Source organism: Leptospira kanakyensis (assembly GCF_004769235.1).
GTDB classification, from domain to species: Bacteria; Spirochaetota; Leptospiria; order Leptospirales; family Leptospiraceae; genus Leptospira_A; species Leptospira_A kanakyensis.
Genome location: NZ_RQFG01000019.1, coordinates 144714 through 169242 on the forward strand (window position 1 = coordinate 144714; position 24529 = coordinate 169242).

At 32.0% G+C, this 24529-nt stretch carries 22 protein-coding genes; 21 read left to right on the forward strand and 1 reads right to left on the reverse strand.

Going from position 1 to position 24529, the window contains the following annotated elements:
* Positions 1–3: 3 nt before the first annotated feature.
* The 21 genes from EHQ16_RS14960 to EHQ16_RS15060 all read left to right on the forward strand — a co-directional run bounded on the left by EHQ16_RS14960 (position 4) and on the right by EHQ16_RS15060 (position 23460).
* Complete coding sequence (locus tag EHQ16_RS14960) at positions 4–753, forward strand: class I SAM-dependent methyltransferase (protein WP_135633049.1); 750 nt, start codon at positions 4–6, stop codon at positions 751–753.
* Between the two features lie 22 nt (positions 754–775).
* Positions 776–2599, forward strand: coding sequence for a hypothetical protein (locus EHQ16_RS14965; protein ID WP_135633047.1), 1824 nt, complete (start codon positions 776–778; stop codon positions 2597–2599).
* Positions 2600–2622: 23 nt separating this feature from the next.
* Complete coding sequence (gene rfbG, locus EHQ16_RS14970) at positions 2623–3723, forward strand: CDP-glucose 4,6-dehydratase (protein WP_208742317.1); 1101 nt, start codon at positions 2623–2625, stop codon at positions 3721–3723.
* Entirely contained in the window at positions 3720–4181 is a 462-nt protein-coding gene (locus EHQ16_RS14975) for a dTDP-4-dehydrorhamnose 3,5-epimerase family protein (RefSeq protein WP_135633043.1), read from the forward strand. Before rfbG ends, EHQ16_RS14975 begins: the two co-directional genes overlap by 4 nt.
* A complete protein-coding gene (gene rfbF / locus EHQ16_RS14980; RefSeq protein WP_135633041.1) occupies positions 4178–4942 on the forward strand; it encodes a glucose-1-phosphate cytidylyltransferase in 765 nt (254 codons plus the stop codon). The genes EHQ16_RS14975 and rfbF overlap by 4 nt, the downstream gene beginning before the upstream one ends.
* Position 4943: 1 nt before the next feature.
* Complete coding sequence (locus tag EHQ16_RS14985) at positions 4944–5885, forward strand: SDR family oxidoreductase (RefSeq protein ID WP_135633039.1); 942 nt, start codon at positions 4944–4946, stop codon at positions 5883–5885.
* 23 nt (positions 5886–5908) lie between these two features.
* On the forward strand, positions 5909–6814 hold the full coding sequence (locus EHQ16_RS14990; protein WP_167482667.1) for a glycosyltransferase: 906 nt from the start codon (positions 5909–5911) through the stop codon (positions 6812–6814).
* A gap of 5 nt (positions 6815–6819) precedes the next feature.
* A complete protein-coding gene (locus EHQ16_RS14995) occupies positions 6820–7758 on the forward strand; it encodes a glycosyltransferase family 2 protein (RefSeq protein ID WP_135633035.1) in 939 nt (312 codons plus the stop codon).
* 17 nt (positions 7759–7775) lie between these two features.
* Positions 7776–8663 carry a dTDP-4-dehydrorhamnose reductase family protein gene (locus tag EHQ16_RS15000; protein ID WP_135633033.1) on the forward strand — a complete coding sequence of 296 codons (888 nt, stop codon included), beginning with the start codon at positions 7776–7778 and terminating at the stop codon, positions 8661–8663.
* Positions 8656–9666: a polysaccharide biosynthesis protein gene (locus EHQ16_RS15005; RefSeq protein WP_135633031.1), complete on the forward strand. Its 1011-nt coding sequence runs from the start codon at positions 8656–8658 to the stop codon at positions 9664–9666. Before EHQ16_RS15000 ends, EHQ16_RS15005 begins: the two co-directional genes overlap by 8 nt.
* Positions 9659–10786 carry a non-hydrolyzing UDP-N-acetylglucosamine 2-epimerase gene (gene wecB / locus EHQ16_RS15010; RefSeq protein ID WP_135633029.1) on the forward strand — a complete coding sequence of 376 codons (1128 nt, stop codon included), beginning with the start codon at positions 9659–9661 and terminating at the stop codon, positions 10784–10786. The genes EHQ16_RS15005 and wecB overlap by 8 nt, the downstream gene beginning before the upstream one ends.
* Entirely contained in the window at positions 10787–12037 is a 1251-nt protein-coding gene (locus EHQ16_RS15015) for a glycosyltransferase family 4 protein (RefSeq protein ID WP_244242104.1), read from the forward strand. It abuts the gene before it with no gap.
* 9 nt (positions 12038–12046) lie between these two features.
* Positions 12047–13324, forward strand: a complete 1278-nt coding sequence (locus EHQ16_RS15020; RefSeq protein ID WP_135638892.1) for a sugar transferase — start codon at positions 12047–12049, stop codon at positions 13322–13324.
* A 105-nt stretch (positions 13325–13429) separates the two neighbouring features.
* Complete coding sequence (locus EHQ16_RS15025) at positions 13430–14761, forward strand: EpsG family protein (RefSeq protein WP_135638894.1); 1332 nt, start codon at positions 13430–13432, stop codon at positions 14759–14761.
* On the forward strand, positions 14758–16074 hold the full coding sequence (locus EHQ16_RS15030) for a flippase (protein ID WP_135638896.1): 1317 nt from the start codon (positions 14758–14760) through the stop codon (positions 16072–16074). The genes EHQ16_RS15025 and EHQ16_RS15030 overlap by 4 nt, the downstream gene beginning before the upstream one ends.
* Positions 16067–17176 carry a glycosyltransferase family 9 protein gene (locus EHQ16_RS15035; RefSeq protein WP_167482668.1) on the forward strand — a complete coding sequence of 370 codons (1110 nt, stop codon included), beginning with the start codon at positions 16067–16069 and terminating at the stop codon, positions 17174–17176. The genes EHQ16_RS15030 and EHQ16_RS15035 overlap by 8 nt, the downstream gene beginning before the upstream one ends.
* Positions 17173–18093: a hypothetical protein gene (locus tag EHQ16_RS15040; protein WP_135638900.1), complete on the forward strand. Its 921-nt coding sequence runs from the start codon at positions 17173–17175 to the stop codon at positions 18091–18093. The genes EHQ16_RS15035 and EHQ16_RS15040 overlap by 4 nt, the downstream gene beginning before the upstream one ends.
* Before the next feature lie 25 nt (positions 18094–18118).
* Complete coding sequence (locus EHQ16_RS15045; protein ID WP_135632080.1) at positions 18119–18985, forward strand: class I SAM-dependent methyltransferase; 867 nt, start codon at positions 18119–18121, stop codon at positions 18983–18985.
* Positions 18986–19372: 387 nt separating this feature from the next.
* On the forward strand, positions 19373–20128 hold the full coding sequence (locus tag EHQ16_RS15050) for a glycosyltransferase family 2 protein (protein ID WP_135632081.1): 756 nt from the start codon (positions 19373–19375) through the stop codon (positions 20126–20128).
* Positions 20129–20318: 190 nt separating this feature from the next.
* The gene (locus EHQ16_RS15055; RefSeq protein ID WP_135632082.1) at positions 20319–21947 is read left to right on the forward strand and encodes a hypothetical protein; all 1629 of its coding nucleotides are present in this window, start codon (positions 20319–20321) and stop codon (positions 21945–21947) included.
* 28 nt (positions 21948–21975) lie between these two features.
* Entirely contained in the window at positions 21976–23460 is a 1485-nt protein-coding gene (locus tag EHQ16_RS15060; protein WP_135632083.1) for an NAD(P)/FAD-dependent oxidoreductase, read from the forward strand.
* An 8-nt stretch (positions 23461–23468) separates the two neighbouring features.
* Here EHQ16_RS15060 and EHQ16_RS15065 read toward each other — a convergent pair whose 3' ends face one another.
* Positions 23469–24398, reverse strand: coding sequence for a rhamnan synthesis F family protein (locus EHQ16_RS15065; protein WP_135632084.1), 930 nt, complete (start codon positions 24396–24398; stop codon positions 23469–23471).
* Positions 24399–24529 lie beyond the last annotated feature (131 nt).

A 24529-nucleotide genomic window follows, 5' to 3' on the forward strand; every position in this document is an offset into this window, starting at 1 on the left:
CTAATGAGTGAAAGCATAAAATACACTTCAAAAAATATTGCAGAGTTCTATTCTAAGAATCGTATCAAATGGGATGATTTCTATAATTCTGAAAAAGTTATTTTTGAAAATTCTATAGTTGATAAAAATATTTCCGTTTTAGACCTTGGGTGCGGTTGTGGTGGACTTGGGATAGCGCTTATGGAAAGGTTTGGTGTGGAAGACTACACGGGAATCGATATTCAAACAGAAGCGGTCGAACTGGGTAAGTCTTTACGCCCGACTGCAAACATTTATGTTGATGATATCTTTAATTTACAGAATGAAAACATCAAATCTCGTAAATTTGATTTAGTTGTTTCGTTAAGTTGTATCGATTGGAATTTAAATTTTGATCATACTTTAAAGTCTGCTTGGGATTTAGTTAAGGATGGGGGAGTTTTTATTTCTACTTTCCGCCTAACGAATGCTGCTACAGTTGATGATATAAAAAAATCTTATCAATACATAAATTTTGAAGGGAAATTTGAGGGCGAAATTGCTCCTTACGTAGTTTTAAATGTAAATGATTTGTTGGGAAAGTTGTCTTATTTGGATCCAAAAGAAATCAAAGCTAGTGGATATTGGGGACAACCATCAAAGTCTGCTAAGACTATTTATGAGTCTTTGTGTTTTGCTGCATTTGCCATTAGAAAGAAAAGATTAGGCGAAGAAACCTTTCTTAAGATGTCTTTGGAACTGCCACTTGATTTGTTTCGTTTAAATAAAGTATAGTATAATTTTTAACTATATTATTATGAATTTAAAAATTCTTATATACCCAAGGTTTGGCTCATTGGAGATTCATTCTCCGTGGATTTATTTGGGTTCGAACATACAGAACTATCAGCGAATTCAGTCAGAAACAAAATGGGAGGCTCTTTCTCTATCAGAAAACATTCAAAAGCAAAAGACACTTCTGATTCCTAAAATTTTAAAGTTTATCAAAGAGCTTGGATTACTCAACAACAACTCTTTATCTTGGGAGATGACGCATCTAGCAGGAAGAAACAATATTGTAAGTCCATTTTTTTTGTCAGTTGTTCAGTTATCAGGAATTATTCAGACTATATCTGAAAGAAAAAATCAAGCAACAAATGATTTGGTTATTATTTGCGAGGATTTTTTTCTTGCGAATAGCCTTAAACAGTCGCTTAAAGAAATTAAAATTAAAATTCAATTTCCTTTATTTGTCTACTTTGGTAATTACTTGTTTAATATTTTTTATTCGATTGCCTATTTCATCTTTCAATTGGGAAGACAGATTAAAATTCAATATCAGTTTTCTAAACAGGCTAAAAATACGAGAAATAAAAAGAGGGACTTCTCAAATGACAAAGAACTGTTATTATTTCATCTTTGTTTAACAGAAAAGAACATCCTATCGCACGGAAAACTGACTTGCAATTATTTTACGACTATGCTTGATTATCTTGAAAATAAAGGTAAGAATATTGTTCGCATACCTTGGCTTTTTTCTGTCAAAAGAATTCCGCTGCATGTCACATTTTCCAAGTTGCGTGAAAGTGATGCATGGATTCCAGAAGATTATTTAAGCTTCTTTGGCTACGTGTCTTCTTTTTTTCGGAGTATTTTTTCTAGTTTTAGCTTGTTTAAGAAATGCGCTTTTGATGGAATAAATGTTTCCGCTTTACTTGATCGAGAGTTTTGGTTACATTTTCGTTCTTCACCTAATTTAAATTCTTTTTATAAATACTACTTTGCTTTGGGCAAATCTTTTCCTAATGCTAAGATGATACGTTCTTACGATCATTTTGAGAATATGCCTTTTGAAAAGGTGATTCCTGTTTTTTTTAGATCACAAAAAGACTTAGATTTTTTGCAAATAGGGTATCATCATAGTTTAGTATCAAATGATTTTTTTGGGTATCATCTTTTTGAAGGAGAGGAGCATTTTCAACATTTCCCTGATTTTATAGTAACCAATGGATCTATCGATACATCTAGATACCAGCAAAAGCCAATTGATAAGAAACGAGTTATTACTGGTCCTTCTTTACGCCAGAAATTTGTTAAACTTGAAAAAATAACTCATATCAGAAAGGAACAACTTGCAATTCTTCTTTCTATGGATACTGGGGCTAGTATTGAAATTCTTACTTTTTTTTCAAAACTTGATGCATATCTTAATGAGAAAGGAATTCAGGTTATTCTAAGAACTCATCCTTTATTGCCATTCGACGTATTGAAGAGGAAATTTGGGAATTTAAATCTCCCCGATCATTGGCGAGTCTCAAATCGAGACTTATATGATGATTTAGTCGAAAGCAAGTTTGCTGCAGTAATGGCTTCAGCTAGCATTATTGACGCAGTTCTTGCGGGCTGCATTCCCATTCCAGTGAGTAGATTATTGGATTTTGATTGGAATGGACTCGATTTTCTTTCGGATAAACATAGGATATTACGTTCGGTAAGCGGTGAAAAATTAAAGGATCACTTGCAATATTTATATTCGATGAAGAGTGAAGAATTAGAGAAAGAAATCAAAGCCGTATTAAATAGTTTGTATACAGGCATTAACTCCGACGAGAAAAAAATAAAGGATAAGTTTCTGATATAATTTTGTTTGAAGAAAGTTTTATGATCACAAAATCAACATTTAAAGATAAGAAAGTAATTGTAACGGGTCACACTGGTTTTAAAGGATCTTGGTTAACCTTGTGGTTGCTTAGTCTTGGTGCTAAGGTCGTTGGAATTTCCAATGGGATACCTACGAACCCATCCAATTTCGAAGCATTAGACTTAGCAAAAAATATATTGGATATTCGGATTGACATCCGGGATTCGGGTGCCTTGAAAAATATAATTTTGCGGGAAAAGCCAGATTTTTTATTTCATCTAGCGGCACAACCTTTGGTCAGGTTATCTTATAATGATCCGCTTTTGACCTATACCTCGAACGTTATTGGTACAGCAAATTTACTCGAAGCTTTGAGAGAATACAATAAGTCTTGTAACGTAGTAATGATCACTAGTGATAAAGCATATGACAATGTTGAATGGATTTGGGGTTACCGCGAAAATGATGCATTAGGCGGAGCTGATCCTTATAGTGCGTCTAAGGGAGCCGCAGAATTAGTGATTAAGTCTTACATCAAATCCTTTTTTGGTGGTAGGAACTCGAATATTAAAATTGGGATCGCCAGGGCCGGAAATGTAATCGGCGGCGGTGATTGGGCTCTTGATAGAATTGTTCCAGATGTCGTAACTGCTTGGTCGAATGGTGAAGTAGTTCAACTTCGAAATCCTAATGCAACTAGGCCTTGGCAACATGTTTTAGAGCCACTAAGCGGTTATTTGAATTTAGCAATTGCTTTGGATTCTGACGAGAAAGTTCATGGTGAAGCTTTTAATTTTGGTCCTCCTGCAGAAAATAATCATTCAGTTATCGAACTGGTGACGGAGATGAGCCAATATTGGGAGCAAGTCAAGTTTCAGGACATCTCAACAGAGTATCGTGGGCCTTATGAATCCGGCTTATTGAAGTTAAACTGTGATAAAGCTCTCTTTTATTTTGGATGGAAGGCTACATGGGATTTTGCTACAACTATAAAAATGACATCCCAAGGTTATAAATGCTTTATTGATGACAAAGCCAATATAAGAGAATTTTTCTTAAAGCAAATTTATGAATATTCTGAAAATGCTATGAGTAAAAGTATTCCGTGGGCAACGTCTCTATGATTCTCAAAGCATTCGATGAAATTCAAGATATTACTGTAACTTCTTTAAGTATAATTAAAGGCTTAAAGGGAGATGTAAGACATGCGATGAAAAGAAGTGATCCAAATTTCATTAGTTTTGGTGAGGCATATTTCTCTACTATAAAAAGGGGTGAAATTAAAGGTTGGAAGAAGCATAACCGGGCTACTTTAAATTTAACATTGGCTTTTGGTGAAGTGATTTTTTTTGCTTATGATGATAGACGATCATCTCGAACATACGGATCTCTCTCAAAGATAGTAATTTCTTTAGAAAACTATAAAAGACTCACGATTGGACCTGGAATTTGGGTCGCTTTTTATGGTTCGGAAGAACTGAATGCAATTTTGAATATATGCGACCTAGAACACGATCCATCGGAAGCGGAAAACAGAGAAATGGGCGATGAACTATTGCCTGATTTAAGGAGATTTATTTGAAAACTATTATTCTTGCTGGTGGATTTGGAACACGACTTGCCGAATATACCGATGTAATTCCGAAACCGATGGTTCCAATTGGTGGAAAGCCCATACTATGGCATATCATGAACCATTATGCAAAATTTAACCATAAAGATTTCTACCTAGCACTAGGATATAAAGCAGAAGTTGTAAAAGATTATTTTTTGAACTATAGATCTTTAAATTCTGATTTTACGATAGATTTATCTACTGGAAACATCAACCCTCATCAACATGATAATGTCGATTGGAAGGTAACTTTGGTAAACACGGGAGATCTTTCGATGACAGGCGGTAGAGTGAAACGTATGCAACCATTTATCGGAAATGAAACATGTATGTTAACATACGGGGATGGAGTTTCAAATATAGATTTAAACAAACTATTAAGCTTTCATAATAGCCATGGTAAAATGGTCACAGTATCTGCAGTGAGACCGTCTGCGCGTTTTGGTGAACTAGAAATGGACGGTTCACTTGTGAAAAAATTCCAAGAGAAACCGCAGTTACACCAAGGCTGGATCAACGGAGGTTTTTTTGTATTCGAACCTTCGTTTTTTGAATTTATCGAAGGAGATTCAACCTTGTTAGAACGCGAACCATTGGAAAGAGCCACAAACGCGGGTCAGTTAATGGCTTACCATCACGAGGGATTTTGGCATTGTATGGATACAAAACGTGATCATGAACTATTAGAATCTCTTTGGGCAAAAGGGGGGGCCCCCTGGATCAGTTAATGTGAGTAAGATACTTATTACAGGAGGGTTTGGATATCTCGGAGGTAGAATTGCCAAGTATCTTTCTTCCTTGGGTCATTTGATTGTTTTAGGATCTAGGGTGAATCAAAGCTCTCCCAATTGGTTGCCAAATTGCGAAGTTAGGCAAATGGATTGGAAGAATCAAACTCAACTTTCAGAGGTTTGTAGAGAAATTGACATTATAGTTCATGCTGCTGGTATGAACGCTCAAGATTGTTCTAAAAATCCTATAGAGGCTATCGAATTTAATAGCCTTGCAACTTCAAGGTTAATCGAAGCGACAAGGGTTGGCAAAATTAAAAAATTTATCAATCTATCTACTGCTCATGTGTACGGTTCTCCTCTTGTTGGAACAATTACAGAGGAAACTTGCACAAGAAATTACCATCCTTATGCGAGTTCGCACCTAATGGCGGAGTTTGCGGTGAATTTTGCTTCATCACAGGGTTACTTTCAAGGTGTAAATCTTCGTTTATCGAATGGTTTTGGTTCGCCAACCCATAAAGAAGTAGCAACTTGGGGTCTTCTGGCAAATGACCTGTGTAGACAAGTATTTAAGTCAAAAAGCCTTCACATTCATTCAAATAAAAGTCTACTGCGAGATTTTATACCTATTAAGAATATTGAAACAGTTATAGGCAAGATATCAGACGATAGCTTTAATATTACTTTTCCTCACGTGAATCTTGCTTCTGGAAAAACAATAACTATATTTCAAATGGCTGAATTAATTCAGTCGAGGGTTCATATCCTGTATGGTTATTTACCAAAAATTATTACACCAGAATCCTCAATAAATGAAAAATCGATCGAATTTAATTTCGATATTACGCTTCTCAAAAATCTTGATTTGTATGAATTTCCGAATATGCATGAAGAAGTCGATAGGTTGCTTGTTTTTTGTAAAAATGATATCGAATAAATGAACAAAATAAGGATATTGATTTGCATAATATAAGTGAATATAAAAAAAGCTATGATAAGAAGGTTTCAGTAATAATACCCACTTTTAATCATGGTCATCTTCTTGAGAGATGTTTGAATTCGGTGTTAAATCAAAGTTATCGGAATTTAGAGATAGTAATTGTTGATAATAATTCTATTGATAATACTAAAGAAGTAATTCGATATTTTAGAGATAAAATACAAATAAATTATCATCTAATCCAGAATAACGGAATAATTGCGAAATCACGTAATATTGGAATCCAGAATTCAAAAGGTGATTTTATTGCGTTCCTGGATTCTGATGATTGGTGGTTGCCTGACAAACTAGAAATCTCTATGCGTTATCTAGAAAAAGGTGCAGATCTAGTATACCATGATTTATGGCTTTATGGAATTAATGGTATTCCTTTCTTTTTTAATAAAGCAAAAACTCGTAAGCTAGATGTTCCTGTTAAAAGGGATCTATTGCTCAATGGAAATGCAATAAATAATTCTAGTGTAGTTTTACGTAGGTCAATTGTTGAAAAAGTTGGATATTTATCGGAAGCAAGAGAGATTATTGCGGGAGAAGACTATGACTATTGGATTCGAATATCTGAAGTTACTGAGAAGTTTCAAAAAATACCAATATGTTTAGGTTACTATTGGATAGGTGGTGGCAATATAAGTAGTTTAGTTCGATATCAAAGGATCTTTGATTTTGTCTATAATCAATACAATGATTTCATTCAGAAGTGTATAGGAAATCGAAAACCAAAATGGATGGGTTATGCAATTCTATTAGCCAAATTAAATGAAAGGGAAGTTGACCTATCAGAAATATTGGTTTGTTATAGAGACATTGGAATATTTAATTTAGCTAAATTGCTATTGAAATGGATTTATAATAATTTCACACGTTAAAAAATATGCAATCGTTAGTTAGTGTAATAGTTCCAGTATTCAATGTTGAGAAATATATTGTAGATACCATTAGATCAATTTTAAATCAAAGTTTTTTAGATTTTGAATTGATTTTGGTGAACGACGGTTCCCAAGATAATTCAATTTCCATTGCTGAAGATATTCTGAGTTCGGAGAATGTTAAATTCAAAATACTTTATCAAGAAAATAAGGGTTTATCAAGTGCTAGAAATCTCGGGCTTAAACATGCTCTTGGAGAATTTGTAGTTTTTGTAGATTCGGATGATATTTTAGATCCTGAATTTCTGAATGCCTTGATTTCTCAGGCGAAAACAAAAGAAATTACTGCTTCCGTCGTGAATTTTCGTTTTATAACTCAGGGAGAGGATAAAACTTCTGTAAAAAAAATCAATTATACTGTGTTCGATAACTTATTTCTACAGGAGCAATTCCTCAAGAGAAAAGTGACTTTAATTATTCCTTGTATGTTGATTAGAAGGAGTTTTTTGATTAAGAATTCAATTTATTTTGATGAAAGTATTTATTTCTCTGAAGATCAAGAGTTTATTTGGAGACTCATTAATCACAATATTAAAATTTCTTATAGTGATGCAAAATTATATTTCTATTTGATTAGGCCGAATTCAATTATGACTACAATAAATCCAAATAAAGTTATGAGTGGTTATGTTGGGATAAAGAAACTTGAATTTAATTCTTCGTTTATAAATGGGATGTTCGTCTTACCTAGATGGACTATCGGTGCATTAAAGACTGTGGCAAAAAGATCTGACTATAAGACTTTTATATATCTAACGAAGAAACTTGAACTTGAAAAGCATCTAGATATTTTATTCTCTTTTCCTGACATTCGAGTGAGGTTGGTTGCGTTTGTTTGTAAAATTAGTTTTTTTATATTTTATTTAATCTTTAAGAGATTCTAGGACAGATAACCAAAATAATGAAAATCCTTATACTGGGAACAAGCGGAATGCTTGGAAGTGCGACTTATAGACTGTTACCTGAATATGGCCACGAAGTTTTCGGTACACTCAGGCAAAGTAAACAGACAGAATCTATTACAAATTTTTTTCCAAATTCCAAAAATTTGATTTATAATATTGATGTTCTTAACACAGATCACTTAAACCAGGTTATTACTCAAATCAGGCCAGATGTTATCATTAATTGTGTTGGTATCATCAAACAGTTAAACATATCAATTGATCCTCTATATGTTTTGCCTATCAATTCTTTACTTCCGCATAGGCTTGCGGAACTTGCATTTCGTGTAGGAGCAAGACTTGTTCATATAAGTACGGATTGCGTGTTTGATGGAAAAGTCGGGAATTATAAGGAAACTGATAAAGCAAATGCCGATGATTTGTATGGGAAATCAAAGGAATTGGGTGAGATAAAGGATAAACCAAACGTAATTACGCTTCGAACTTCTTTGATAGGGCATGAATTGCAATCAAATCACTCTCTCGTAGATTGGTTTTTGACACAATCAATAGCAGTAAGAGGTTTTAAAAAGGCAATATTTTCTGGTTTAACAACAGTTGAGATGGCAAAAGTAATTCAAAAATATATTCTTCCAAATCCAAAGCTCAGCGGTCTTTTTCATTTATCAGTCGAGCCAATTTCTAAATTTGATTTACTTCAGTTAATTAAAGAAGAATACGAAAAAAATATCGAGATTATACCTGATTGGGAAACATCTATTGATAGATCTTTAGATTCTAGTAAATTTCGCGAAATCACGGGATATGAACCAGGAAAATGGCGACAAATGATATTTGAAATGAAATCTTATTATGACAAATACAAAGGCAATTCTCATGTTTGATAATAAAACTCTCTTAATCACTGGCGGCACAGGTTCATTCGGTAACACTGTTTTAAAAAGATTTCTTAATACCAATGTAAAAGAAATTCGAGTATTTAGCCGTGATGAAAAGAAACAAGAGGATATGCGTATTTCTCTTAACAACGATAAACTTAAATTCTATATTGGAGACGTAAGAGACTTCGATAGTATTTCTTCAGCATTGATTGGCGTTGATTATGTTTTTCATGCAGCTGCCTTAAAGCAGGTTCCGTCTTGCGAATTCTATCCAATGGAAGCGCTAAAAACAAATGTTAATGGAACAGAAAATGTTTTATCAGCAGCTCTTTTTAGGAATGTCAAAAGGGTAGTTGTCCTTAGCACTGATAAAGCCGTTTATCCTATTAATGCAATGGGAATTTCAAAAGCTATGGCTGAGAAAGTGATGGTTGCGAAATCGAGACAAGTTCCAGAAGGTGGTACCGTTTTTTGTGCTACACGTTATGGAAATGTAATGGCTTCTCGTGGCTCGGTTATTCCTTTGTTCATTGATCAATTGAAGAATGGAGAACCATTGACAATAACGGATCCCCAAATGACGCGTTTTCTAATGTCATTAGAGGACTCTGTAGATTTAGTTTTGCATGCTTTTGAACATGCAAAACAGGGAGATATCTTTATCCAAAAAGCTCCTGCTTCAACTGTGGGAGATTTAGCCGAAGCTATAAAGGACTTATTTCAGAAGAAAAACCCAATTCGCGTGATTGGTACTCGCCATGGTGAAAAACTTTATGAATCGTTAGTATCTAGAGAAGAAATGGCAAAGGCAGAAGATATGGGCCGTTATTACCGTATTCCAGCAGATAATAGAGATCTAAATTATAAAAAATATTTTGTAGAAGGTGAAGAAAAGGTTTCTGAATTGGATGATTACACTTCACACAATACAAAACGATTGGATGTAGATGAAATTAAGGGATTATTATTAAAATTAGATTATGTCCAAGGTGAGCTAAATGCTTAAGGTTTTAACCTTAGTTGGCACACGTCCAGAATTAATTAAAATGTCTCGTGTGATTGCTGCTATGGATAAGCACTTTAATCATATTTTCGTTCATTCTGGGCAAAACTATGATTACGAACTAAATCATGTTTTTTTTGATGATCTAGAAATCAGAAAACCAGATTATTTTTTAAATGTAGCATCTGATACGGTAGCCAAAACTATCGCCGCAGTATTAGTAAACATTGATGAAGTATTGGAGAAGGAAAATCCAGATGCAATTTTAATTTATGGAGATACAAATACTTGTTTGGCTGTAATCTCCGCAAAACGCCGAAAAATCCCAGTTTTTCATATGGAAGCTGGTAATCGTTGTTTTGATGAAAGAGTCCCTGAAGAATTAAACAGGAAGGTAGTTGATCATTTAAGTGATATCAATATTGTTTTAACAGAACATGCGAGAAGATATCTTTTGAATGAAGGAATTAAACCTGAAACCATATTTAAATCAGGATCTCATATGAAAGAGGTTCTTGATTATTATGCACCCAAAATAAAAAAATCAAAAATATTATCCGAATTAGCTTTGAGTGAAAAAGAATATTTTTTGGTAAGTATCCATAGGGAAGAGAATGTTGATAACGAATCTAATCTTTTGGAAATGATAAACTCACTTAAGGGTTTAGCGTTAGAGTATAAGATTCCTGTGATCGTTTCAACCCATCCGAGAACCAAAAAAAGATTAGAATCTTTGGGTATCCAATCAGTGGAGAATATTCAGTTTTTAAAACCGTTTGGATTTTTAGATTATATTTTTTTACAACAAAATGCAAAATGTGTGATTTCCGATTCAGGAACCATCACGGAAGAGGCAGCAATTCTTAAATTTCCCGCGATAACAATTCGTAACACACATGAAAGACCTGAAGGGATGGATACCGGAGTTTTAATTTTATCTGGATTAAAGGAATTGGAAGTTCTAGAATCAGTGAATATTTCAATTAGTGTCTCTAATCAGAAAGAAGTTAAAAATGAAAATGTTTTTGATTATTTCGTAGATGATGTTTCTTCAAAAATCGTAAATTTGGTTCAAAGTTATACTGGATATGTCAATCGAGTAGTTTGGAAAAAAAATACATAAATGATTCAAAAAAATTCGCATGGTTCGATAGCCATACTGATTGATGATTATTTGCCAGATAGTACCAAAGTTGCATCAAAAATGATGCATGAACTTGCAATTGAATTTAAGAGCCGTGGATACGAAGTGGATGTTTATACTCCATTGATTTTAGGTAAGGTTCAAAAGGGTATCTCTAACTTAAATATTCAAATGGATGGGATTAATATTTTCCGTTTTTACGCAGGAAAACTAAAAACTGCTTCGAAACCATTACGATTAATCAATGAAATATTGATGCCGTATAAAGGGATTTTAAGATATTATAATAAACTTGGAAGTAGAAATTATCAATTCGTTATTTCATACTCACCATCTATTTTTTGGTATCCTTTCGTTCTTTTTCTAAAGATAAAATCTAACGCTAAGTCCTTTTTAATTTTAAGAGATTTTTTTCCTCAGTGGGTCATTGATAATGGAATGATTAAAGAAAAATCATTGATTGCTAAGTTTTTTAGATGGCATGAGTCTAAGTGTTATTCTGCATCCGATATAATTGGAATCCAATCTCCAGCAAATTTAAATTGGTTTCAGGACAAATTTCCTATTTTTAGAAATAAATCTACTTTGTTATATAATTGGGCTTCACCTCTTGGATTCAAAAGTAACCAATCGCAATCTCGTATAAAAGATAAAATTGGAAACTTTAGAAAGAAATACAATTTAGAGTCAAAAATTATTTTTTTCTACGGTGGAAATATTGGCCATGCACAGGATATCAGGAATTTACTTCAGTTAGCTGAAGATATGGTTCCGTATAAAGATGTTTTTTTTGTTTTTATGGGAAGCGGCGATGAAGTTGACCTTCTTAAAAATTGGATATCAGATAGGAACCTACAAAATACTTTATATTTAGAAAGTGTAGACCAAGGAGAGTTCATTCAAATTCTACAAGAAGTAAATGTAGGTTTGTTTTCTTTGCACCCCCATCATACAACTCATAATTTTCCTGGGAAAATTCTTGCTTATTGTCAAGTAGGTATCCCAATCTTAGGCGCCGTAAACACAGGAAATGACATTGTTTCAGTAATCGAAGGAAATGGCGCCGGTAAAATATCCATTGCCGGTGATTCTAAAACCCTTTTTAAGAATGCAGTGTTATTATCTGATGAGAAAGTGCGAAAGAGAATGTCTGAGAAATCTTTATTACTGATGGATACTTATTTTTCAACTGCAAAGACCGTCGATTTAATTTTATCTTCTTTTGAGTAATTAGTTTATATGAATTCAACTCCGTATATTAGAAGGCATTCGAGGTGGTTCGAACGCATATTGTTAAGTTATTTTTTTCAATTTATTACGGGTGGAATTGTACTTGTTGTATCCTGTGCGATTCCTATTTGGGGTTATGCTTTTTGGAATTCAAATGATCCAAATTTAATCACTTCATTATCGGCTAGTTTAATTGCGTTTTCCATATCTACTTTCAGTTTAAGAAAATTGTTTCGTTTACCTGGATCGGAATCTGTATCTTATATTTTACCAGTTGCTTTGATCTGTTATGCAGTTCCAATTGGTTTAATATTGTTTTTTAGAACTACATATTCCATTCAGATCTTTTTAGTTGGCTTTTTCGTAACTTTGATCTGGTGTTTCGCTGGTTTTTTCCTTGGTAGAAGATATAGGTTAATTCGATATGCAATTTTACCTTTCGGTTCAATTTCGGAATTAGAATTGTCGCACGGTGCATTCGTTAAAACATTGTCAGCACCCGATTTAGAAGGTCAAAGATATAATGCTATTGTTGCAGATTTCAATAGCCCTATGATTACTGCTGAATGGGAAAAATTTTTAGCTCAGTGTACTTTAGCAAGAATCCCGGTATACTCTGAAAAAAAAATTCGAGAATTTCTTACAGGTCGCGTAAAAATCAATCGTTTATCAGAAAATATTTTTGGATCATTATTGCCATCTGAGTTTTATGAATACATCAAAAGATGGATAGATATTATTTCTGCTATTGTTTTAATTCCTTTTTTTTTCCCTATCTTTATACTAATAGCTATCTTAATAAAAATAGAATCAAAAGGGCCTGCGTTGTTTATTCAACCCAGGATGGGTTTTCGTGGGAAAGTTTTTCCTATGTTGAAGTTTCGAAGTATGTATATCGATAAAAAGGGGAGTGGATTCACCAACCCAGAAGATGATCCTCGTATTACGAAAATCGGTAAATTTATTAGGAAATATCGAATAGATGAACTTCCTCAAATATTTAATATTTTGATAGGGCAAATGTCTTTTATCGGACCTAGACCAGAATCTTTTGAGCTGTCACAATGGTATGAGAAAGACGTGCCTTTTTTTGCCTATCGTCATGTCGTAAGACCGGGTATTAGTGGGTGGGCCCAAGTTGAACAAGGTTATGCAGCGGAAGTAGAAGGAATGAATGTTAAATTAGAATATGACTTTTATTATATTAAAAACTTTTCATTCTGGTTGGATTTATTAATTACATTCAAAACTATTAAAACAATTTTAACTGGATTCGGATCTAGGTAATTAAATCGGGTTTTTGCAAAATCGTGATATTTTATTCTAAAATATAAAAATACCATCGTTTGTATAAGTTTTTTTTATAATATCATAAAGACTAAGGGAATTATCTTGAATATACAATATTTTCAAAATGTTTATAGGAATCTTTTAAGCTTTATATTTATTTATAATCGCAAGTTAGAATCAAAATTAAAATCGGGCTTTTATCTTCGTATAAGAAAGTTTCTTTCAATTCTACTTTTGGTTTTTGGAGTTGGGTTGGTTTTTTTTGCCCCAGCTTTATCTATTTTTTTCCTAACCACTTGTTTGCTTGTCCTTACTGAAAATGAAAACAAAAGAATACATATTTTTGTTTATATTATGCTGGCATTTAACCTTTCTATCATACATTCCTCAAGAGGAGTTTTAAGCTCTCCAAATGATGACATGAATTTTTATTATACAGAAATATATAAGTCATCTTTTTTTGATCAACTAAATGTATGGAAGGCTTCTCCAGTTGAGCCATTAATTTTTTTATTTATTTCTTTTTTACGTGTTATAACCTTTAATTTATCTCCAGCGGGTTTAATGTTTATATTCACTTTTACCACCTCATTGATGCTTCTTTATGGAGTAATTAAACTTTCAAAAAATGTCTTAAACAACAAAATTGAACCAATTGTAGTTTCGGCAACGTTATTATCTTTCGGATATTTTTATTCGACTCAATTGGTGCGGCAGCAGTTTTCGATGGTATTTGCTTTAGTGGCATTGGTATTAGTTAAAAACGGCTCAAAAAAAGGAATTTTACTTTGGTTGACTTCTCTATCTTTTCATTTGGGTTCGCTACTGTATTTATTTATTGTAACCCTTTCTGAAAGGATTACTAAATTAAAGATTTATATTGCAGTCCTTTTCGGATTCTTCTCTCTGCTTATATTCCTTTTTTTGGCGATTTTGAATTCTGAACTCTATTCACATTTAGAGAAAATACCATTGTTGTTATATAAGTTCAAATTTTATCATGATAAATATCAATTATCAAATTTAATGGAATTGAAACTAAGTATTATTTCACAACATGATACAATGTTTTTGACATCTTATTTGTTTTTAATTTTATTCTCAGTTCTTTTGAATTTTAATAAACTTAATAATTTTGAGTTCAGACTTTTTATTGGTGTTTTTATTTTATATGTATTGTTTTTACCTTTTACTTTATTTGGTTTTAGGTTAAGTTTATTTGTCACTTCTGTATTGTTTGGTTTTTATAAAGTTTGGACTTTTCAAAAAATCTCGATATTGCTAAGGGTATATGTTTTGTTTAAAATTTTAACTTTATGTTATTTCCTTAATTATTCTTATAAAAAACTGGGCAAAGACGGCATGGAGATATTTAATCAATTTCCTCCTTATTCTGGTGAGTTTTTGTATTATCTAAAAAGTTTTATCATTTGAAAGCAATTTTACTTAATTCTCTATGGTTTTTCTTTGATAAGGTATTTAAATTAGCCATTGGTTTCACTGTTAGTGTACTTCTAATTAGATATTTTGGTCCTGAATGGTTCGGTAAATATAATTTTTTAAATTCAATTGTCGTATTGTTTTCTGTTTTGATTTCCTTTGGTTCCGAGGGAATTTTAATCAAATTGTTGGTGTCCGAAAAGGAAAACAAAAATGAAATTTTAGCTGCAACGTTTTGGATTCATACAGGCTTCAGCTTTATTGCATTTATTGCGTCATTTTTTGTTCTATATGTTTTGCGGCCAGATAGTGGCTTATACTCATATTTTTTTCTCTTAAGTTTACCATCAATTTTTCGATGTTTTTCTGTTGTACGCTATGTTTATGAAGCTTTGCTTCAGATAAAGGTAGTGGTGATTATCGAAAATAGTGTATTTTTTTCAATTTCATTTATTCGGTTTCTCATGATCATATATGAGTATCCTATAGAATATATATTTGTTAGTTTTGCATTAGAAGGAATTTTTGCTTCACTTGGATTATTTTTTTATTATAGAATTCAAAATGGCTCTTTTTTAAATTATAAGCCTAAATTAAATATTATTAAAAAAATTCTGTATGATTCTTTCCCTATTTTTGTGTCAAGTTTTGCGGTCATCGTGTATATGAAAGTAGACCAAATCATGATTGGAACAATGTTGGGAGATAGTCATTTAGGTATTTATAGCGTTGGCGTAAGACTCAGTGAGTTTTGGTATTTTATTCCGATTGGATTATCTTCCTCTTTTTTCCCAATTCTAATACAATTAAAAAAGGAAATATCAAATCAATATTTAAATCGTTTTTTACTTTTGCATAGTATCTTGTTTTGGATTGCATTTACCGGAGCAGTAATGATACAATTTTCTGGGAATGTTTTGGTTTCTTATTTGTATGGAATTAATTTTGAAAATTCAGCGGCTGTATTGAAAATTCATATTTGGACTGCTATTTTCGTTTTTTTAGGTGTTGCCGGAAGTAACTATTTCATCCTTGAGAATCTACAAAAGCTGACTGTTTACAAAAGTTTAATAGGGCTGTTTACAAATATAATCCTAAATTTTTTTTGGATTCCAACTTTTGGAATCATTGGCGCAGCTTATGCAACTTTAATATCTCAATTTTGTGCTAATACCTTGTTTCTAATTTTTTTTAAACAACTACACCCATTACTAAAAATGCAATTTAATTCACTTATACATTTCAGGTTTAATGCTTTTAAATTAATACTTATGAAACGCATAAATGTCTATGGTAAGAATGATTAAAAATATATTGTTAAATATTGTTAAATTTCCTCGGTTAGTATCATTTTTTGGAGAAGAATACACTGTAATATGTAAAATCGATAATATTGGTGATTATATATTATTTAGAAATTTTTTGAGAGATTTTAGGAAATCGAAAATTAATGGAGGACGAAAAGTATTATTAATAGGGAATAAAGATTGGAAAAATATTTTTGAAATTTATGATTCTGAATCTGTTGATAAAATTTTTTGGGTTAACACTGGATACTTACAAAGAAGTCGGATTTATAGAATTTTTGTATTATTTTTACTGAATTGTTATCGTATTCATACTATTATACAGCCAACCTATTCAAGAAATCAAATCATTGACTTTCTTTTGTTGCCTCTAAGGGCAAGTTTTAAATTTTCACCAAATGGAGATGATTTAAATCACGATCCTGAATCAAAAATTCTTAACGATAATAAATATACAAACCTAATTGAAATCAAAAAGGAATTAGAGTTTGAATTTGACAGAAATCTCTATTTCTTTGAGCAACTAGATCCTATTTTTTCAAATGTAAAATTTTCTTTGCCTTATCAATCGTTTAAACGTGAAAAAGAAATAATTGCTTTTTTTGTTGGTTCAAGCTCCAAGAGCCGCCAACTATCCATAAGTAAGTTAACTTTCATGTTTAAAACTATCTCACAAAACAGTAGATATAAGATAATTGTTTTAGGGGGAAGGAGTGAGGCTCGAATTGGTGAATTTTTAAGTAAAATTTCAGATAATATCGAAAGCCAGTGCGGAAAGTTATCATTAACTGAAACAATAAATATTATTGGTAACTCCAAAGTAACAATAACAATGGATTCCAGTGGTTTACATATGGCAATGGGAACGGGTGTTAAATCTGTATTTTGTTTTTCGAATGGAAATCATATTTTCAGATTTGTTCCTTATCCAAAAAAATATTCGAACTTAACTGTTTTTTTTCCACCGCTAATTGAAAAATTAATTAAAACTGAAAAAAAGTTACTCTACGATTCTTTTTCAAGAGGTTCATTGTTATCTATTGATTCTATAGATTCTAATTTAGCACTTAAAAAAATAGTAAAAGTATTGGATTCGTTATGAGTGTTCCTGTATTATTAATCAGTTTTAATCGACCTGACTTAACGAAGCTGACGTTAAAAAGAATCATCGAATCTAATCCCTCTAAAATATATTTTGCAGTAGATGGAGCAAGAAAACAAAAAGAAGGGGAAATCGAAAAAGTAGAGCAGGTGAGAGCATTAGTAAATTTGATACCAAATTCCATTGAATATGAAACAAAGTTTTCAACTTCAAATCAAGGTTGCAGAAATGGTGTTACATCTGCAATTACTTGGTTTTTCTCAATGGAAGAAAAAGGGATTATTTTGGAAGACGATTGTCTACCTGATCTTACTTTTTTTCAATTTTGTGAAAACCTTTTGGAATATTATAAAAAAGACGATCGGATTGGTATGATATCTGGTGATAATTTTTTTACTAATCAAATTAGTATTAGAGAATCATATTATTTTTCAAAGTATTTTCATATTTGGGGATGGGCTTCATGGCGTCGAGCATGGGAGGGATACCAGGCAGAAAATGTGAAGTTAGAAGATGTTGAACTTGTTTTGGATAAAAAATTATCGAATAAACGAGCAAAACAAATTTGGATACGTTGGATAATGGATTCGTCCTCTGGAATTGTTGATACTTGGGATCATCAGTGGACTTATCACAATTGGAAAAATAATAGAATTTCTATTATGCCGAATAAAAATTTAATTAAAAATCTTGGTTTCAGAAGTGACGGGACGCATACTCTGGATGAAAATTCTCAGTTTTCAAGTTTACCTGTCGAATCAATGGAATTTCCTTTGATTCATCCTAAGTCTCAGTTAATTAATTCTTTTTATCAAATTTTTGCAGAATTAAATTATTTCCCATTTTGGTTTAGGGGAACGTTATTTAGATTTCGGCTTATGTTTTTTAAATTATCTATATGGTTTCGACTGAATTAAGGAGAACTCTTTTGGTATTTGTTTTATGAAATGTAAATTATGCGGTAATCAAAGTAAGTTAGTTTACAGTGAGCTAATTTATATGGCGAAATTCAAAGCAAATATGTTTCAGTGTGAAACATGTGAATTGTTACAATTGGACAAAGTATACTGGTTGGAAAATGCATATGCTGAATCAATTGCTGTTACTGATACGGGATTAGTTGCAAGGAATATTGATTTATCAAAGAAAGTATTGGTTTTATTGTCCTCTATAAATAGTAATTTGATTTTTCCTGTATTCATACTTCGTTTTTTGAAAATGTTTATAAAATTCTTTGCGAGTGTATTCTTTAAAAGCTATGAAAGGGAAATTTTGGATTACGGCGGTGGTTATGGACTATTAGTCCGACTTTTAAGAGATTCAGGTTTAAAAGCATATTGGAGTGATCCGTACACTGAAAATAAATTTTCAAAGGGGTTTGGTTCGGAAACAAAGGGACATTTCGATGCTGTAGTCAGTTTTGAAGTTTTAGAACATTTGGAAAATCCGATTTCTCAGTTTGATATTCTATTAAAAAATGAAAATATTTCTTTTTTGATATTTTCAACTGAGCTTTACGGAGAACGAGTTCCTGATTTAAGTTGGTGGTATTTTTCTTTTGCAACAGGACAACATATAACATTCTATAATAAAAAAACATTATCCTTTATAGCAAAAAAATACGGATTATATTATTTTTCAATTTCGAGTTCGTTTCATGTTTTTACCAGGCAGAAAGTGAATTCAAAGTCTATTAAGTTTTTGGTAGAAAGGTCAGATTATTTTGCTCCTGCTGTTTCAAGACTTTATCAAAGTTTAACTTGGTCTGATCATCATTTGATGATGGAAAGTATTACTCCTAAAAAATAGATTCTATTTATTGGTCTTAGATTGTTAGCTGGGTTTACAAGCAAAGTAAACTTTTTAATTGAATTACGCAACCAGCTGAGTTTTGATTTTATAAAACTTAAATAGTTTCTGACGCAGGATTTTGGAAAACCTATTGTTTCTAGAATACTAAAAACTTAGGTTTGATGAATTATAAAAACTAAAACAGATTATAGTTCGGAAAAAATTGATTATTGTTTTTGAATTTGTTTGTTCTTTCTCTTTTTAACTAACCTTGCTATTTTCTATTTGTTTTAATTGTGAAAAAAATTGGAATTGCTACTTAGTTTTTTTCTTATAAGTATGGCGAAAGTCTATTTTAGTGTTTTACACTTCTTTTTAAGATTTGTTCTTTTAGGAATCAATTGAATGTTACCCAAATTATCTATTATCACAATCGTCTTGAATAACAAGGAATTCTTTGCACATACTTTGGAAAGTATTCGAGAGCAAAGTTTTAAAGAATTTGAATACATTGTTATTGATGGTGGTTCAAGAGATGGTACTCTTGAACTCATAAAAAAGAACAAATCTAGGATTGATTATTGGGTAAGTGAGCCAGATCGTGGGATTTACGATGCCATGAACAAAGGGTTAAAGGTAGCAAAGGGTGAGTGGATTATTTATTTAAATGCAGGGGATCGTTTTGCTGATCGTAATGTTTTAGCTTCGTTTTTTAAATTGAAAAATTTAGAGGATGTGGATTTTGTTTTCGGGAACTGGTATACATGTAATTTGTTAAAAGATCCTAATTTGCTTTTTCCGGGTTTTGCAAATTATGAAAAAGGTGCAATTTTGCATCAGTCCGTGATCTATAAAAAGAAATTACATGATTTATATGGTAACTATCTCATCACACCTAAACTTATCATTTCAGATTATATTTTTTTCTTGACTATACCTAAAGCGAAAGTTTTCCATTTTGACCAACCTATATCTATTAATGATAATACAGGCGTGTCCACGGCTCCATGGTCGTATAAACAAAAATTGGCGATTGATTTTGTTTTTGGAAGAATCACTGCATTTCAACTGGTGTTTTTGTTTGTAAAATTTCATATTCCAAGGTTTGATCGCTACGTAATAAATTTTTTCAAAGGGAATAAGATCTGGTTTAAAAAATAGGTTACAATCAACTTTGATTGGATTTAAAAGTTTTGTTAATTCCTCTCGTACCTTTCGTGATGGTTAGTTGTTTCAATTATTTGAAATTTATCCGTATATATTGAACTTAGTTTTTGTATTGGTATGAAACAAGTTGACAATATACTAATCCAGAAAATTGTGTAAAATGCCCACAAAGTTGTGTTAATTTATGAGATTATTTGAGTTAATATATAAATTCATCGTTGAAATACTGTTAGTTTCTATATTTATTTTTTTCTTACTTATCTTTTTCCAGTATAGGGGTGGAGATTTTGGGATATTCGAGTTAGCTAATTGGCGGTATGTCCATTTAAGTGACGCTAGTGAGAATATCAAAAATGCTTTTTTTCTCGCAAAGGGTGGGAAATTAAACGAATATGCGACAAGTAATCACATGCCCGGTCTTTATCTCTATCTTTCTTTGTTTTTTTCGGTTTTACCAAAGACACTTCTTCTTAATTCATTAGGTAATGGAATTTTCATTATCGTACTTTCTAGTTTTATAACTATTTTTACTATTGTTGGATTATCATTTTTTTCAATCTCTTTAATGTTGAGAGATAATCAAGTCAGTCTTTTTTTTAAAGTTTGTTTTTGTTTGATTCTTTTACATTTATTGATGAGTTTTGATTATTTTCGGGTTTTATCAGAAACTTATCTGCCTTTTTTTCAGCTAACTTATTTGAGTCTATTTAGTTATTATTTAGGTAATCGCAAAGAACGTTTTGGTTATTTGGTTTCTGCACACTACGTTATAGGTCTATCAATATTTTTCGGACTTACGAATCTTTTTACTGATTTTATATTTTTCTCTTTTTTCTTTTGTTTTTTGGTTAGGGATTTTCGTAAAATTCGGATTAAACATTTTGTTCCAGCAATTCTTCTTTTAATTTTTATTTTGATTAAATCAGGGAAACTTGATTTTCATTATTGGATTATTGAAACTAACAAAGCCCAGGGGTTGGGCAGTGGTTTGGAAATGTTCAAAACAGTTTTAGGTAATGCTTTTTTTTGGCCTAAAAATTGGTACGAATTGAATGCCTTTGGTCCTATTTATGATCACCGTGTTTTGGTAATCATTCTAGGGTTTGTGGCAATCATGCTTAATAGAAAAAACCCCCCCTTGGTTTTACTTTTGAGTTTAGCTATCTTTGTTTTACCTCTTGACTCTTGGAGGATTCCAGAACAGGGTAATATTTGGATATCCCAATCATACAAAACTGATGTCAATATGGGGATTTGCTTTTTTTATTTATTGGTCATAGCCGACAAAGGTAAAGGCCTGTTTGTTCGTATTCTTCCTATTGGCCTACCGAAGTTTAATATTAAAATAGAAAAGGTGTTTTTTAAGTTTGGTTTTCTTGTAATTTCTATACTTTGTGTTTTTCAGATTCTTTCTTATCTCACTAACTTTATTGAATTTGAAAAGTTTGTGGTGTTAGATCACTCTACTTTGTTAATTGAAAAAAATATTTGCAAACAGAAGTTTAACAAGCAGAATACGAACTGTTCTTGTCTTTCTCTTATGTATTGGGATCAGGAATTTTTCTTATTTAATGATGCTAAACCATGTCCTAATCAATTTTCATCTTATTCTCCGCACCTTAATTCAGACGATCACTACTATAATACTGTTAAATCTAGTTTTTTAGATCATAATGGCGCATTTTTATTGAAACATTCTGATCTTTATTCAGATAAAAGTATAGTAAGCCCTCGGCTAATTGAAGTATTTCGTTCGGGGCAATGCGAGGAAGTAAGTAAAGATCGATTGTTTTTATGTAGAAAGATAAAATAGTTTAAGGCAAATACCAAAGGGAAAATTAATGTCATCGCAAAAAAATATCATTATCATTGGAGCAGGTCCTGCTGGACTAACCTCTGGTTATCTGTTAGCAAAAAAAGGATTTAATGTTACCATTTTGGAAGCAGATGAGAAATATGTCGGTGGAATCTCTCGTACTGAATCAATCAAAGGTTTTTATTTTGATATAGGTGGACATCGATTTTTTTCTAAATCAAAAGAAGTTGAGGATTTTTGGACTGAAATTTTACCAAATGATATGTTGGATAGGCCACGATCTTCGCGAATTTATTATAATAATAAGTTCTATGCATATCCTTTAAAAGCCTTTGAAGCTTTGTTTAATTTAGGAATATTCGAATCAATTCTCTGTGTTTTATCTTATCTTAAGGCAAGTATCTTTCCTGTAAAAGATCCTAAGAATTTTGAGGATTGGGTGACTAACCAATTTGGAAAACGGCTCTTTTCTATATTCTTTAAAACATACACAGAAAAGGTATGGGGGATGGATACGAAGGATATTTCCGCAGACTGGGCTGCACAAAGGATCAAGGGATTGTCATTGTATTCCGCTATTTGGAATGCAATCAAACCTAAATCTAAGGTTAAAGATAAATCGAAAATGATCAAAACATTAATTGATTCCTTTCGATATCCAAGGAAAGGTCCCGGTATGATGTGGGAAGCCTGTTCAGAGAAGATCCAAGCTATGGGTGGTGAAATTAAGATGGGTCGTCTTGTGAACCAACTGGAACGCACCGGTGAGGTTTGGAAAGTTCAAACCATTGATAAGTCGGGCAAAACAGAGATTTTAGAGGCAGAACATGTGATCTCATCTGCACCGATTCGAGAGTTGTTCCAAGCGATTCGCGAACCGGAAGTTTCTGCCGCTGCCTTAAATTCTGCTAATTCTCTTCGTTATCGTGATTTTTTGACTGTTGCCCTTGTTGTTTCAGAGAAAGATATTTTTGATGATAATTGGATTTATATTCATGATCCTTCAGTAAAAGTAGGAAGGATACAAAATTTCAAAAGTTGGTCTCCAGAAATGGTTCCAGATCCAGCATATAATTGTTATGGTTTAGAATATTTCTGTTTTGAAGGTGATGGGCTTTGGACTTCTACTGACGAAGAACTCGTAAACTTAGCGAAGAAAGAAGTAGTTAAACTAGGATTAACTAAACTTCAAGACATTAAAGAAGGTTTTGTTGTTCGCCAGAAAAAAGCTTACCCCGTTTACGATGATGTTTACCAAAATCATATCAATGTATTAAAAGCTGAGATACAAGGTAAATTTACAAATCTCCATTTGGTTGGAAGGAATGGAATGCATAAATACAACAACCAGGATCATGCAATGATGACAGCTATGTTAACAGTGGAGAACATTGCTGCTGATCGAATTGTTTACGATGTTTGGAATGTAAATCAAGATGCAGAATATCATGAAAGCGGCGAAATTGGAAAAGAGAATATTGAAGAAAGGTTAGTTCCGCTTAAAGTCTAAAGTTTTCGTTATGATTTGGAAATTAAATCAATATTGTCTAAATGGTAATATTGATTAGTTTCCAAAAGGTTTTCTAAATCATTCGACAGGCCGTTGGCAATCAGTGTTTTTGCAAGGTCTCTTTTTATAAAAGGAAAACCGTGATTTTTGACTATCGTGTCCCAATGCACATGCGTTGGATTTATATAAAAGCTACTGTCGATATTTTGGTCTAATTTTTGATATTCAACCAGAGCTCCTACTTTAAACCCATTCTGAATCCAATATTTGCTTCCTCCAATTTCATAAGCCAGGATTAAGAATTTTTTTAAACGAGTTGGATAATGTCGCAGTTCAGTCCAAAACCTTTTAAAGGAATCGGAACTCAAAACTCGATTTTGAAATACTAAAAAATAACTCATAATATGATGTTCAAATTCATAAGAGTCGGTGAGTCCCCAAACATCATAACTAGAATTTGTAAATTTATCGAAGATTGGTTTTAAAGAAAATAGAGGACCGTAAATACTATCATTTGTGAATACGATTTGATTGTATTCTTCCCAGCGATTCGTTTCTAGAAGTCCAGTTTTCCAGGATCCGAAATCATAACCAACGTTTTCTCTCCAGATATAGTGTTTGATGTAGGGTTGAATTGATTTGATTTCATCTGCAATGGATATGGGGGACGTATCCACTAGTACAATGTCAGATCCTAAATCGGAGAGACTTTTTAAGTAAAATTTTAAATTTTTGGTAATTTGTCCTTTTAAGTTAAAGGTCGAAAATAGAACCAAACGATCGTTTTGTTTTTCATGGAAAGTTTGATTTATGAAAATTTCCGTTTTTTTGCTCAAGAATATAAATTGAAAGAGTTTTGTTTTGAATAAAGGAAATAATATTTTTAATAAGAACTCTTTAAAGCGAACGTTTGGTTTCTTTTTTTCTATTTTGAGCATTGGAATAAACTCAGGTGTGCCATTTTTCTAATTGAACTCTGGTTCAATTACCTATGTAAAGTGTTTTGTATAAATTAAGAAAAATAAATTGAAAAGGTGATGCTGAACTTATTATTGTTCTATTATAACTT

What these genes read in the sequence shown, in the direction of transcription:
- EHQ16_RS14960 (WP_135633049.1), top strand. Translation starts at nt 4, where the DNA reads ATGAGTGAAAGCATAAAATACACTTCAAAAAATATTGCAGAGTTCTAT.
- EHQ16_RS14965 (WP_135633047.1), top strand. Translation starts at nt 776, where the DNA reads ATGAATTTAAAAATTCTTATATACCCAAGGTTTGGCTCATTGGAGATT.
- EHQ16_RS14975 (WP_135633043.1), top strand. Translation starts at nt 3,720, where the DNA reads ATGATTCTCAAAGCATTCGATGAAATTCAAGATATTACTGTAACTTCT.
- EHQ16_RS14995 (WP_135633035.1), top strand. Translation starts at nt 6,820, where the DNA reads ATGCAATCGTTAGTTAGTGTAATAGTTCCAGTATTCAATGTTGAGAAA.
- EHQ16_RS15000 (WP_135633033.1), top strand. Translation starts at nt 7,776, where the DNA reads ATGAAAATCCTTATACTGGGAACAAGCGGAATGCTTGGAAGTGCGACT.
- EHQ16_RS15005 (WP_135633031.1), top strand. Translation starts at nt 8,656, where the DNA reads ATGTTTGATAATAAAACTCTCTTAATCACTGGCGGCACAGGTTCATTC.
- wecB (WP_135633029.1), top strand. Translation starts at nt 9,659, where the DNA reads ATGCTTAAGGTTTTAACCTTAGTTGGCACACGTCCAGAATTAATTAAA.
- EHQ16_RS15015 (WP_244242104.1), top strand. Translation starts at nt 10,787, where the DNA reads ATGATTCAAAAAAATTCGCATGGTTCGATAGCCATACTGATTGATGAT.
- EHQ16_RS15020 (WP_135638892.1), top strand. Translation starts at nt 12,047, where the DNA reads ATGAATTCAACTCCGTATATTAGAAGGCATTCGAGGTGGTTCGAACGC.
- EHQ16_RS15035 (WP_167482668.1), top strand. Translation starts at nt 16,067, where the DNA reads ATGATTAAAAATATATTGTTAAATATTGTTAAATTTCCTCGGTTAGTA.
- EHQ16_RS15040 (WP_135638900.1), top strand. Translation starts at nt 17,173, where the DNA reads ATGAGTGTTCCTGTATTATTAATCAGTTTTAATCGACCTGACTTAACG.
- EHQ16_RS15045 (WP_135632080.1), top strand. Translation starts at nt 18,119, where the DNA reads ATGAAATGTAAATTATGCGGTAATCAAAGTAAGTTAGTTTACAGTGAG.
- EHQ16_RS15050 (WP_135632081.1), top strand. Translation starts at nt 19,373, where the DNA reads ATGTTACCCAAATTATCTATTATCACAATCGTCTTGAATAACAAGGAA.
- EHQ16_RS15055 (WP_135632082.1), top strand. Translation starts at nt 20,319, where the DNA reads ATGAGATTATTTGAGTTAATATATAAATTCATCGTTGAAATACTGTTA.
- EHQ16_RS15060 (WP_135632083.1), top strand. Translation starts at nt 21,976, where the DNA reads ATGTCATCGCAAAAAAATATCATTATCATTGGAGCAGGTCCTGCTGGA.
- EHQ16_RS15065 (WP_135632084.1), bottom strand. Translation starts at nt 24,398, where the DNA reads ATGCTCAAAATAGAAAAAAAGAAACCAAACGTTCGCTTTAAAGAGTTC.